The 13,190-nt window shown below is 63.3% G+C and carries 8 protein-coding genes; 6 read left to right on the forward strand and 2 right to left on the reverse strand.

Annotated features, from left to right (window positions below; genetic code table 11):
• Positions 1–24 precede the first annotated feature (24 nt).
• Both AAFX79_03030 and AAFX79_03035 read right to left on the reverse strand, forming a co-directional pair.
• Positions 25–1,170: a tyrosine-type recombinase/integrase gene (locus tag AAFX79_03030; GenBank protein ID MEO1007515.1), complete on the reverse strand. Its 1,146-nt coding sequence runs from the start codon at positions 1,168–1,170 to the stop codon at positions 25–27.
• A 342-nt stretch (positions 1,171–1,512) separates the two neighbouring features.
• Positions 1,513–2,079, reverse strand: coding sequence for a metalloregulator ArsR/SmtB family transcription factor (locus AAFX79_03035; GenBank protein MEO1007516.1), 567 nt, complete (start codon positions 2,077–2,079; stop codon positions 1,513–1,515).
• 622 nt (positions 2,080–2,701) lie between these two features.
• On the opposite strand from AAFX79_03035, the gene AAFX79_03040 reads away from it, so the two are divergent.
• The 6 genes from AAFX79_03040 to AAFX79_03065 all read left to right on the forward strand — a co-directional run bounded on the left by AAFX79_03040 (position 2,702) and on the right by AAFX79_03065 (position 13,189).
• Positions 2,702–3,937, forward strand: coding sequence for a TolC family protein (locus AAFX79_03040; protein MEO1007517.1), 1,236 nt, complete (start codon positions 2,702–2,704; stop codon positions 3,935–3,937).
• A gap of 32 nt (positions 3,938–3,969) precedes the next feature.
• Positions 3,970–5,709 carry an efflux RND transporter periplasmic adaptor subunit gene (locus tag AAFX79_03045; protein MEO1007518.1) on the forward strand — a complete coding sequence of 580 codons (1,740 nt, stop codon included), beginning with the start codon at positions 3,970–3,972 and terminating at the stop codon, positions 5,707–5,709.
• Positions 5,710–5,721: 12 nt separating this feature from the next.
• Positions 5,722–8,835 carry a CusA/CzcA family heavy metal efflux RND transporter gene (locus AAFX79_03050; GenBank protein ID MEO1007519.1) on the forward strand — a complete coding sequence of 1,038 codons (3,114 nt, stop codon included), beginning with the start codon at positions 5,722–5,724 and terminating at the stop codon, positions 8,833–8,835.
• Positions 8,832–9,434 (forward strand): cation transporter, encoded by a 603-nt coding sequence (locus AAFX79_03055; GenBank protein MEO1007520.1) that lies wholly within the window; start codon positions 8,832–8,834, stop codon positions 9,432–9,434. Before AAFX79_03050 ends, AAFX79_03055 begins: the two co-directional genes overlap by 4 nt.
• Before the next feature lie 798 nt (positions 9,435–10,232).
• Complete coding sequence (locus AAFX79_03060) at positions 10,233–11,717, forward strand: TolC family protein (GenBank protein MEO1007521.1); 1,485 nt, start codon at positions 10,233–10,235, stop codon at positions 11,715–11,717.
• Positions 11,714–13,189 (forward strand): hypothetical protein, encoded by a 1,476-nt coding sequence (locus AAFX79_03065; protein ID MEO1007522.1) that lies wholly within the window; start codon positions 11,714–11,716, stop codon positions 13,187–13,189. Before AAFX79_03060 ends, AAFX79_03065 begins: the two co-directional genes overlap by 4 nt.
• The last annotated feature ends 1 nt before the right edge of the window (position 13,190 follow it).

A 13,190-nucleotide genomic window follows, 5' to 3' on the forward strand; every position in this document is an offset into this window, starting at 1 on the left:
ACACCTACAGAATCGGTGCTGGCGTCAAGAGCGACCGGCTACGTTGGCTACGAACTGCGCCACCTCCACCAAATCCTCGGTTGCCAGATGGGCGTAGTGCCTCCGACAGACCTCGGGGCTGTTGCCCATGAGCTTCGAGATCTGATGGAGCGATAGGCCCCGCTGGGCGAGCAGGCTGCCATAGGTGTGCCGGAAGTCCAGGCAGTGCCACGGCAGGCCCGCGGCCCGCTGGGCTCGCGCGAGGGCCTGGCTGAAGTTGTCCGGGTCCCAGCGAGCCCCCCTCAAACTTGGGAAGCGCCACTCGCCTGGGCAGGGCCGCGGCGGGTGCGCTCGCAGGATCGCAACAAGGGCCGGCTGGATCGGCACGAGCCGGTTGCTGGCGGTCTTGGGCTGCCACGAAGCACCACCCACTGTCTTCGCCCGAACGCGGATGAACCCCGCCGCAAGGTCTATGTCCTCCCGCTGGAGCCACAGCAGCTCCGCTCGTCGCAGCCCGACGTAGATCAGCACGGCGACCATCGGCAGCAGCACAGAATCGTGCGCGAGCGCGGCCAGCTGCTCATCGATCTGAGCGAGCGTCAAGTGTCGGATCTCCGGGGCCCGCTCGCGGGCCCGCCGGATCCGCGCCACAGGGTTCCGATCGCCCGCGATGCGGATGCGTTCGCTCTCGATGGCCCACGTGTACATCCGCTGCAGGATCGTCCGGTGCTGGTTGTACGTCTTGGGCGACCACGCCCGCTCGCGCATCAGCCCGCTCAGGTGCTCCTCGACCTGGGCGGTGGTGACAGCCTCGGCGCACGATGCCGTGAGCGGCCGCACCGGACGATCGCGACGCTTGCCCGCCATGGCGCGGGCGTTGCTCTCGCCGCGCCGGGTCTGCTCCAGTTCGGGGCAGCACACGCCGAACACGTTGCGGAGGACCGAGGCGTCCTTGCCCGCGTTCGCAGCTGTCTTGAACGTCAGGACGTGCCGCATGTACGCGCCGACGAGTTCGGGGATCGGCGTCTGGGTCGGCAGGCGCAGCTCGCCCGCCATGCGATCGCGCTCCAGCTCCAGCAGCTTTGCCTTGGCGATCTGCTTTGAGGTCGTGCGCAGGCTGCGCCGTGTCACCTTGCCGTTGGTCGAGACCTGCACGTAGTACGTCTTCCCACGCGTGAAGAGGCTGGCCATCGCCACGCCCTCCCGGCGGCGTGCGCCGCCCTGCGCGGGTCCGCGGTGCCGGACTGTGTACAAATCTGTGTACACATGGTCCAAATGGGCACGCAAAAAGGGACCCGCATTGTCATGCAAGTCCCTTTCCGAACGCGAATAGTGCTGGCTGGACTTTGGTCGTGACGCGATTTTCTCTCGACTTGGTTGCACAACTACCCGGGAGTAATCGGCAGTTTCATGAGCCATTCGAGAGCCCATACCCCACGCTGTTCGCATTTTACTTGGGGGTCTCTTTTGTCAAGTCCAGCCCCCTTGTCATCCGGAAGCCTGGGGTCGGAGAAGCTCTCAAGACGGAAGTGCTCATCGGATGTCCCGTTGATCGGCGGATGTAAAACCTGCTTCGACGTACTCATCCACATGGCACCAAGCGCGTTCCAGCAGCACGGGAACGCATGGATCGATCACGCAGTAGATTGCCTGAAGCCCATTGCGACGCTTGCCAACTACGCCGATCTCAGCAAGTCGTTGCAACTGGTTCGACACCGCCTGAACCGACATCCCGCTTTCATCCGCGAGATCTCCCACGCTGAGTTCGTCCACCCGGATTAGGGCGTGAAGCAGACGGAGTCGGGTTGGATGGGCCAAGCTCTTAAAGAGGATGCCGACCCGCTCGGCTTCGAGAGCCCCAATGAGCGGGCGCGCGGCCAGAGGCAGTTTTGGGCGGCAAGACTCCATTTGGGACCCTTTCGGATTTGTGAAAAGCGATGAACCGCGCTTGACTATTACACGACATGGTGTAATAGTCAAGATGTCGCAGGCCTGATTGACCCGCATCCCCGCATCCATGAAACACCGCCAAGCCATCTCGACCCTGCTCACCCTCTTGTTGGCCGTGGGAGCGGGCCTCGGCCCGCGGTTTCTCTGCATTTGTGCTGATGGGACCGCAAGCACCCAGTTTGGCGACCAATTCTGCTGCGACGGGCCGGGTGAGGACCCGTGCCCGGTTCCCTCAGAGCACAGCGAAGAATCGAGTCACCGCATTGCCTGCCCCGACGGCGGATGCCAGTCCACCGAGGTGGAATCCGAGTTGATCGTCGCCGTTGACCGCTTCGAGAAAGACGCGGTAGAAGACTGGTCTCTCGGTGGGCCTGATGATCTGCCCTTCCCTTGGTTCGAGTTCCTCACTGACAGATCGGCAAAAACGTCCTCCGCCGTCCGACCTCCGGTGCTATCGGGAGTCGGATTCTCTGCTTGCCATCTTCGCAGCGTAATTCTGCTCGTTTAGGACGACCTGGGATTCTGCGCAGTACGTGTACTGCGTTCGTATTTCCCAAAGGCTCGGTGTGCGCCGGGCAATGTCTCTATCCGAGTAGAACACATGAGATTTACTGAACCAAAGCTGTTTTGCTGCCTGGGCGTCGTCACTCTGTTGGGCGGTTGCGCGCCGTCACCATTCGACTTCGACCCCCCCGCCGCAAGGCCTCTCTTGCGCGATATGCCTCGTTACGAAGCACCGGAGGATCCTGATCGAGTCGGACCAGGATCAGATGTGGTCACCATCGGTGAGCAGTTGACCCTTCGCCAGGCTCTCGCGGCTGCGCTCGTACGCAACCCGCGACTTCGATCGCTTGCCTGGGAGCCGAGGATTGCGGAAGCGCGTCGTCTGCAAGCCGGGCTCTCCCCCAATCCAAGCGTCGGAATCGAGGTCGAAGACTTCGCGGGCTCTGGAAGCTTGAGTGGCTTTGATTCTGTCGAGACCACCATAGCCTTTAGCCAGCTTCTTGAGCTTGGCGGGAAGCGAGACCGCCGCGTGCGGGTCGCCGAGGGGCAGTGGACTGTTTCTGCTCTCGACTACGAAGCACAGCGGCTGGCCGTGCTCACCGACACCGCGTCCCGCTTCGTGCGGGTACTGGAGCTCCAGCAGCGTGTTGAGTTCGCCGTTCGCGCGCAAGTACTCGCAGAGGAGAACCGGCGCGTCATCGATCGGAGGGTGCAGGCCGGAGATGTTTCACCCATCGACGAGATCAAGGCCCGGCTCGAAAGCGAATCCACCCGCATCGCCGCAGATCGACTCAGCCGGGAACTTGAGGCCGCGAGGCGTGAACTCAGTGCGATGTGGGATGCAACCGACCCCGGCTTTGACACGGCCATCGGATCGCTGGATGACCTCATGCCTGTGCCGTTGCTCGATGCTCTGACGGATCTCGTTGAGCACCATCCGGAAGTTCAGCGTTGGATCGCAGAGACCGAGCGACGATCATCGGTGGTCGCTCTCGAACGGGCTCTAGCCGTCTCCGACGTGACGGCTGGTGCTGGCATTCGGTATGCCGAAGAGAGCGAAGATGTCGGTCTCGTCGTGGCCGTGTCCGTGCCATTGGCGATCTTCGATCGCAATCAGGGAGGAGTACTGGCCGCCCGGCTCCGAGCAGCACAAGCGATCGACGAGGGGCGGGCTTCCCGACGCGATTTGGCCACCCGACTTGTTCGGGCACACGCCCGATTGACCGCCGCGTATCACGAGGCCCAGGCGATTGATGCCGCCCTACTCCCCGCGGCGAAGAACGCATACGACGCGACGCGTCGGGCCTACGACGAAGGCAAGCTCCCGTACCTCGATGTCCTCGATGCGCAGCGCACCCTTTTCGATACTGAAACCCAAAGGCTCGAAGCTCTCGCCGAATACCACGCCGCGAAGGTGCAGGTTGAGGGGCTCATCTCAGAGCCGCTGGACACCCATTCGCTCCACGAACATTCTGATCACCCCAATCAAGGAGACACACCGTGAGACCATCACGCGGCGTCATTTCACTCGTTTGCATGTTCACAACGACGCTCCTGCTTGGCGGGTGCGATGGCGAACAGGAAGCATCATCGTCATCCAACGGATCACGCGCATCTGATGTGACACAGGTCGCTCACTCGCACGAGAACGGCGAGACTTGCTTCGTGTGCGACGCCACGAAGCGCGACGCCGGCCGCTTGTGGTGTACCGAGCATGCCCGGTACGAGGACCGGTGTTGGATTTGTCAGCCGCAGCTTGAGGATTCGTCCCGACCGTATTGCGACGAACACAATTTGTATGAGGACGAATGCCATCTCTGCAACCCGGCACTCGATGCCTCGGAGAACACATCCGACGAGTCGTCGGGCGGGCTCCATGGACACAGTGCTGACGAGACCTGCTTCATCTGTGACCCGGCCAAGCGTGATGAGGGCCGCTTGTGGTGCAGCGAGCATGCTCGCTATGAAGACCGGTGCTGGATCTGCCAACCCCAGTTGGAAGACGCGGACCGGGCGTATTGCGAGGAGCACTTCCTTTACGAAGACGAATGCCACCTGTGCAATCCCGCTCTGCTGGGGGACGCCTCGGCGACGCCCTCCCGCGATGGTGCCCCCTCTCTCTTCTGTCATGAGCACGGGGTCGATGAGATCGAATGCGGAATCTGCCAGCCTCAGCTCGCTGGGACGCTTGAGGCTGGCGAGTCGCTGCTCGTCCGCATGCCCTCCGCGAGATCGGCAGAGCTTGCCGGGCTGACGCTTGAGCGACCGAATCGAGGCGCTGCTTCAGCAACGATCAGCTTGTTGGGCGAGGTCCGCTACAACGGGAACAGATTGGCCAAGCTCACACCGTTGGCCCCCGGTGTAATCACTGATATCCGTGTCGATGTTGGCGACCAGGTTGAAGAAGGGCAAATTCTCGCGGTCATCAACTCCGTGGCGGTGGCACAAGCGAAGTCCGCGTACCTGTCCAAGATCGCAGAGGTCGAAGCGAGAACCACCGTGTTCGAGCGTGAGCAGAAGCTCGTCAACGAGAACATTGCTGCACGCCGGGACTTCCAGGATGCCCAGGCAGCGCTCAAGCTCGCTGAGCTGGAAGTGCGTCGCACGCATCAGCAGCTCATCAATCTCGGCTTCACTGAATCGGAAGTCGCGGATATCGCGGCGGAGCAGTCGTCATCCTCGGACCTTTACGTCAGGGCACCCTTCGCTGGCAGCGTCGTCGAGCGGACCGCGGTTCTTGGCGAGGCAGCGGATTCAGAGGGCTCACTCTTCGAGATCGCTGATTTGTCGACGATGTGGATCGAGCTCGCGGTCCCGGAAGAGCAGGCGTTTCAGATCGAGCGCGGCGGAGAGATCATCGCGAGCGTCCGGGCTCTACCCGAGTTAGAGATCCCTGGGCAGATCACATGGATCAGCCCGCGTATCGATGAACGTACCCGGATGGTACGGGCCCGCGCGACGGTTAAAAATGATCGTGGCATCCTTCGCCACGGCATGTTCACCGAAGTCTCCGCGATGATCGGTGGCACCTCGAACTCGCTGCTTGTCCCTGGCGAAGCGGTGCATGAGATCGATGGCTCGCCTTTCGTTTTTGTGCGGCAGGAACCGGATCTGTTCGCGGTTCGGCGTGTTGATGTCGGGCCGCGCACGGTTTCCGGCACGATCGCCATTCTGGCGGGCCTCACAGAGACTGAGTCCGTCGTGACCGGCGGCAGCTTCACCATGAAGACCGAGTTCCTCAAGTCTCGCCTCGGTGCGGGATGTGTCGACGACTGATCCGGAGCCACCATGCTGACCCGTCTTATCGAGATGTCGCTCAGGAACAGAGTGCTTGTCATTCTGCTGTTCGCGATCGCGTGCGCCGCCGGTGTGTACCGGATGATCCAGCTTCCGATCGACGCGTTTCCAGATACCACGCCGATCCAGGTGCAGATCAACACGGTGGCCCCCGCGCTCAGCCCGGAAGAAATCGAGCAACAGATCACCCTTCCTGTCGAACTCTCGATCGGCGGGCTGCCCGGGCTCCAGAACGTGCGGTCCGTCTCAAAGTTCGGCTTCTCACAGGTCGTGGCGACCTTCGATGATGACATCCGCATTATCGACGCGCGGCAGTACATTACCGAACGGCTCTCGGCAGTCGAACTGCCAGATGGTGTCGGAAGGCCGGAGCTCGGCCCGATCGCGACCGGTCTCGGTGAGGTCTTTCACTACGTCATCCGGTCGGAGACCGGCGAACACTCTATCGAAGAACTCCGGACCATCCATGATTGGGTGATCAAGCCCGAGCTTCGCAAGGTGCCGGGTGTGGCCGAGGTCAATTCGTGGGGTGGCTTGGAGCGGCAGTATCACGTCGTCGTCAAACCTGAAGCACTGATCAAGTTTGGCTTCACGCTTGAGGATGTGCTGGATGCGCTGCGCCGCAACAACGCCAACGTCGGCGGCGGGCAGATCGTGACCTCCGGTGAAGCGAGGGTGGTGCGGGGACTGGCGCGTGTTGCGACGATCGGTGAGATCGAGAACATCGTGGTTGCTTCCAGCGACGGCACGCCGGTGCGGATTCAAGATGTCGCGGAGGTTGCAATCGGTAGCGAGATCCGCCGCGGCGCGGTTTCGGCGTACGGTAAGGGCGAGGTCGTCCTCGGCCTGGCCTTCATGCTGATGGGTGAGAACAGTCGTGTGGTGACCGAGGAACTCCGCGAACGCCTTGAATCCCTCGCGCCGTCGCTGCCGCCCGATGTCGTCTTGGATGTGGTGTACGACCGGACCCTGCTGGTCGAGCAGGTCATCAAGACGGTCGAGCACAACCTCGTGATCGGTGCCGTGCTGGTGATCGTCGTGTTGCTCATCATCTTGGGTAACATCCGAGCCGGTTTGCTCGTCGCGGTCGCCATCCCGATTTCAATGCTGTTCGCCGTGCAGGGCATGTACGAGTTCGCGATCGCAGCAAGCTTGCTCAGCCTCGGCGCGATCGACTTCGGCATCCTTGTCGATGGCTCGGTGGTCATGACGGAAGCCAATCTCCGCTCGCTGAAGGAACGCCAGAGAGAGCTTGGCCGGAAACTCTCGCCTTCCGAGCGGCTCGAATCGATCGCGAAATCCAGTGCGCGCGTGGTACGACCGATCGTGTTCGGGATGGGCATCATCACGCTCGTCTTTGCCCCCGTGCTGACGCTTGAAGGCATCGAGGGGAAGATGTTCCGGCCAATGGCGTGGACGTTCATATTCGCGCTCCTGGGAGCCCTGCTGGTCGCGGTGTTCCTGTCCCCGGTCTTGTCGTACTACTTCCTTCCGCGTCGCGCGAAACCCAAGGACGCCATTCTGCTACGTGGATTGGCCGGGGCATACGGCTGGGCCGTCGGCGGAGCGATTCGACTCCGGTGGGTCGTGATGCTGCTGGCCGTGGCTCTGCTAGGCGTCGCGGGCTACCGGAGCACGCAGATGGGCGGCGAGTTCATCCCGCGCCTGAGCGAGGGCTCGATGGTCCTGAACACCATCCGCCTCGCTGGCGTCTCGATCGATGAGTCCGTGCGGTACAACACACGGATCGAGGAGGTCCTGCTCGATGAGTTCCCAGATGAGATTGAGCACATCTGGAGCCGCATCGGGACCGCCGAGGTGGCGACCGATCCGATGGGGATCGAACTGACAGACATTTTCTTGACGCTCAAGCCACGTGCAGAGTGGACGCAAGCGGACACGCAGGCGGGTCTCGTGATCGAGATGGAGAAGACCATCTCACAGTTTCCCGGCGTCAACATGGTGTTCACGCAGCCGATCGAGATGCGCATGAACGAGATGGTTTCGGGCATCCGATCCGATATCGGGATCAAGATCTTCGGCGACGACTTCGACGAGTTGCTCCGGATCGCCGACGACGTTCAGCGTGTGCTTCTGGACATCCCGGGTGCCTCAGATATCTCGGTCGATCAGATCACGGGGCAACCATCGCTGTCAGTTGCTGTCGATCAGTCCCGTGTTGCCCGCTACGGCGTCGCCGCCAGCGAGGTGTTGGACTTCGTTGAGGCGATCGGCGGGATCCGCGTCGGTGAGGTATTCGAGGGCCAGCGTGTCTTCCCGCTTGTCGTCCGACTCCCGCAGACATTCAGGGAAGATGTAGAAGCGGTGTCATCAGTACGCATTCCGACCGAAGGGGGCGTCGCGGTGCCACTTTCGTCGATGGCCTCGGTCGATCTCTCGGAAGGATCGGCCACGATCAACCGCGAGTGGAGCAGAAGACTCATCCGTGTGCAGTCGAACGTCAGCGGAAGAGACCCCGCATCGTTTGTCAGTGAAGCAAGGGCAGCCATTGATGAACGGGTCACATTGCCCGAGGGCTATGTGCTTGAGTGGGGTGGGCAGTTTGAGAACTTGGAACGCGCCAGGACTCGCCTGATCATCGTCGTGCCCGCGGTCTTGCTTATGGTGTTTTTTCTGCTGTACTTCAGCCTGAAAAACCTACGGGATGTCGTCATCATCTACACCTGCATCCCGTTTGCGGCCGTCGGTGCCATCTTCGCGTTGTGGTGGCGCGACATCCCTTTCAGCGTCAGCGCCGCCGTCGGGTTTATCGCTCTCACGGGCATCGCCGTGCTCAACGGACAGATCCTCATCACCGCGATCCGCGACACACTCAACACCGGCCAGCAGAGCAAGGACGCGATCATTGCGGCCTCGAAGACCCGCCTCCAGCCGGTGCTCGCGACGGCGATCACTGATATCGCTGGGTTCGTCCCGATGGCGATTGCAACGGGGGTGGGGAGCGAGATCCAGCGACCGCTGGCGACGGTGGTAATCGGCGGCATGGTCACGTCGACGCTACTCACCTTGTTTGTGCTTCCGGTCATCGCATCCGTCTTCATGAAAGAAAGTGCGCAGGTTGCTGACTCGGAGCGTGATCAGTGAGCGGCTGCGACTGTGGAAAGGATGCCGTTGGTCTGGAGCAGCGAACGCTCATAGCGCTACTCACGATCAACGGCGTGATGTTCGTTGCCGAGGTGATGGTTGGATGGATCGCGGAGTCCACCGCGCTGCTGGCCGACTCGCTTGACATGCTGGCAGATGCCACGGTGTACGGCATCGCGTTGTACGCGGCGAGCCGGTCCGGCGGCGCACAGCGGACTGCAGCGCGAGTGAGCGGCGTCCTTCAAATCGCGCTGGGTCTTGGAGTTTTGGTCGAGGTAATCCGCCGGGCGGTGTTCGGCAGCGAGCCGACGAGTCATCTGATGATTGGAGCTGGGACTGTCGCGCTTGTTGCGAATCTGATCTGTCTCCGGCTTATCGCAAAGCATCGCGAGGGCGGTGCGCATATGCGAGCGTCTTGGATCTTCTCGAAGAACGATGTCATCGCGAACACTGGCGTGATCGTAGCGGGGCTTCTCGTGATGGCATTGGGTAGCCGCGTTCCTGATCTCTTGGTCGGTTCGATTGTCGCCGCGGTTGTGATTCGTGGGGGCGTTCAAATCTGGGCGGACTCAAGCAGAGACGCAGGGGTCCGGAACTGATTTCTGCTGTAGGTACATCCTCTCACGGTTTCAGGTAGGTGTCCCCCCTCACCCCCGGGTGCCCGACGGGCATGGCTGGCCTTGGTGGTGAGACTCGGGCACCGGATGGCGGGTCCTGCGAACGGGCTCCCCGAGGCCCCGGCAATCCCTTGAACGGTCCAACCGCACTGAACTCGGTAACCCCCAATAATCTTGGCAGTGTCAGGGATGTCCCGGCAATCGATCCGTCTCGGTCAGGTCTCCGGATCTCAAGCAACGCTCGGCAAGAGCCGAGGTATACTAAACGCGTGAAGTATCGCCCGCTCGCCATCCTGCTCACCGCGATCATCGCCTTTAACGCCCTCGCTGGCGGTGTTGGCGGCGTGGCTGTACTGTGCTTCGGAGGCGGCCATCAACACGCACCCGCAGAGTCCGATCACTGCGAATCCTCGTGCAGCCACGATGCGTCATGGCCACTCCCCGTGCCCGCGGGAGAGCATGAGCACGACTGCGGCTGTACCGATGTCGAGATCACAACCGCGGAACTCCTGACACTGCCCCGGAGTGACACTGGGAGCGATGTACCGCCCGCGATCGTCTCGTCGCCATCGTGGGGCGTCATCCTGGCGGAGACCGGCCTTGGACGCCGCGGCCCGCCGATGCCGCCGCGTTGGTTTGACCCCAGCGGGGCCCATAGGCTCGCGATCGTGGCGAGCGTTCGCCTGACCATCTGATTTCTGTCTGTTCCTTCGCGCGTGCCGCGGCGGCGTTGTCCGTTGCGGCTGTCATCGCTTTGGACCCAGACAGGAATCACAAACAATGGACAATCTGAAACGCCCGCGTCGAACGCGGGTCATGCTGCCGGGCCTCGGCTCGACATTCGCCCTGATCGCGCTGGCGGGCTGCCAGTCCTACGAGCGGGTACCGCTGGAGTTGGCCGACCATCGGGCCGCGCTCGACGCACGGCTCGCTGCCACTGAACCCATCTCGGATTTCGTTGAGCGGCTCTCCGAGGCCGGCAACCAGGTGCCGGAGCGGTTCGACCCGAACGACGGGCTCTCACCCGCCGAGGGCGAAGTGCTCGCCCTGTTCTATAACCCCGACCTCCGGCTCGCTCGCCTCGATGCCGGTGTCGCACTCGCGACCTTCGAGACGGCGGGGCTGTGGGAGGACCCGCAGTTCGGTTTCGACGGGGCGGAAATCCTCTCGCCGTCGGGGCCGTTCGAATACGGACTCACGCTGAGCCTGACGATCCCGATTTCGGGTCGGCTCGGCGTCGAGAAGGATCGGGCCGGAGCGGCGTACGAGGCCGAGCTCCGCCGGATCGTGGACGCCGAGTGGAGCACGCGGGCCGCGGTTCGCTCGGCCTGGGCATCCTGGTCCGCGGAATCCGAGCGGCTCCGCCTGCTGCGAGAGGTGATCGGTCAGGTCGAGCGGATATCCGCCATAACCGACCGGCTGGAGACGGCGGGAGAACTCACGCGGGTCGAGGCTCGGCTCCTGCGGGCCGAGTTGGTCGAGACCCGTGCGGATGTCGCCGAGGCGGTGTTCGCAGAAGCCCGGGCCCGTGTCGAACTTCTCGGTTTGATGGGGATTCCGCCGGACGCCCCGGTGGTGTTGCTGCCGGCGCTTCCGCCCGCGTCGATCGCCGAGATCGCCGATGCGATCGAGCGACTCATCGAGGCGAACACCACCCTCGCGGTGCGGCGGGCCGAGTATCAGGTCGCCGAGGAGACACTCCGCCTGGAAGTCCGCAAGCAGTATCCGGACATCACCATCGGCACGGGCTATGGGAGCGAGGACAACGACGACCGACTCTTGCTTGGCGTGTCGATTCCGATACCGATTCTCAACGCCAACCGGGCGGGCATCGCGGAAGCAAAGGCTCGCCGCGAGGTGGCTCGGGCCGCGGCGGAGACCACCTTCGAGCGCCTGACTCGCGAGCTCTCGATGGCCCGTGCCGCGTACGACGCCTCGCGAACGCAGCGAGATGCGTTCGAGCGTGACCTTGTGCCGATGCTCGACGAGCAGGCATCCGAAGTTGAGCAACTGATCGACCTTGGCGAGGTCAACACGCTGCTCTTGCTCGAAACCGTCACGCGACGGTTCGAGGCCAAGAGCCGTCTGCTCGATCTTCGTCTGGCCGAGACCGACGCGGCGATTGAGATCACTCGCCTGCTCGGCCCGGACGAGCCGGAAATGCCGGCTGCTGTCGAGCCCGCGACCGACGATGACACCACATCCTTAACCACACCACACACCGCGGCGCGAGGCGACACGCCCGCCGAGGAGGCATCCCGATGAACATCATGGAACGGGCGATCGCGATCGCCCTCGCGGCAGTTCTGCCGCTGACACTGGCCGCCTGCGATGGCGGATCTCCGAAGACATCCGGCGAGGCCGAGCACGGCGAGGCGGATGGGCACGACCACTCGTCAGAGGCCGAGGCCGAGGCAACCGGGTCCGACCGTGTCGCGATCCCGGCCGCGGTGCGGTCGAACCTCGGCATCAGCTTCGTCAAGGTCGAGCGCCGGCGGGTTGAGCAGACCCTCCGCGTGCCGGGTCGGTTCGAGTATCTGCCCACGGCGCGACGCGAGTACCGGACCGCCGTCCCCGGTCGTGTTGAGCTCCTCGTCGAGCAGTTCGACCGGGTCGAAGCGGGCCAACCGCTCTATCGGCTCGATTCGCCGTCATGGCGGGAGATGCAGCAGCAACTGGCCGACGCCGGGGCCCAGATCGAGCGTCTGGATGCACGGCTAGAGACCTTCGAGCCGCTTCTCGCGGCGCACCAGCAGCACGAGGACAGCCTCCACGAGAGTGTCGCCGTCTGGAACGAGCGGGTCGAGCAGTTGCAGTCGGTCCGCGAGGCGGGCGGGGGCCGCGTCGATGAGTTCGCCCAGGCCCGTGCGTCGCTCGCGAGCACCCGAGCCGACCTCGCCAACGTGATGGAAAAGAAGGCGGAACTCGGAGCGGACCGGCAGCAGACCGTTGCTGATCTCCGTGCGGCCCGGTCACGCCTGGACTATCTGCTCGATGCCGCCTCATCGGTCGTTTCTCGTTCGAGGGACGAACTCGCCCGGACCGTGGAGACGCCTCATGGGACCGAGCCCGTTTGGGCCACGATCGCCGCGATCGAGGTCACTGCGTCCGAAGCCGGCGTCGTGGAGATGCTGGGCCTGACGAACGGCTCGTGGGCGGACGAGAAGACACCCGTCGTCACCGTCGTGCAGCCCGATCGGCTCCGTTTCCGAGCGTCCGGGCTCCAGAGCGACCTGGGCGTGCTGCGGGACGGGCTCACGGCCCGGATCGTCCCGCCGACGCCGACCGCCGCGGGGCGCGCCGTGCCTCTGACCGCGACGATGGACGGCACGATCACACTTGGACTTGCCGGCGATCCAAACGACCGCACGCTCGAACTGTTCGTCGTACCCGATGAACTCAAGCCCTGGGCCCGACCGGGCGTCTCGGCCCAACTCGAAATCGTCACCGACTCGACGGCTTCACCCGAACTCGCCATCCCGCTCGCCGCGGTGCAGCGTGATGGGCTCTCGCCCGTCATCTTCCGTCGCAACCCGAGCAACCCGAACGAGGCGATCCGCATGGAGGCCGACCTCGGTCTCGACGATGGGCGTTGGGTCGCCCTGCTCAGCGGTCTTCGTGACGGCGACGAGGTCGTCCTCGACGGTGCTTTTCAGCTGATGCTCGCCACCAGCGGTTCGATCCAGAAGGGTGGCCACTTCCACTCCGATGGCACGTTTCACGAAGGGGAGGATTGAG

The organism is Planctomycetota bacterium, assembly GCA_039819165.1.
GTDB lineage: Bacteria > Planctomycetota > Phycisphaerae > Phycisphaerales > UBA1924 > JAHCJI01.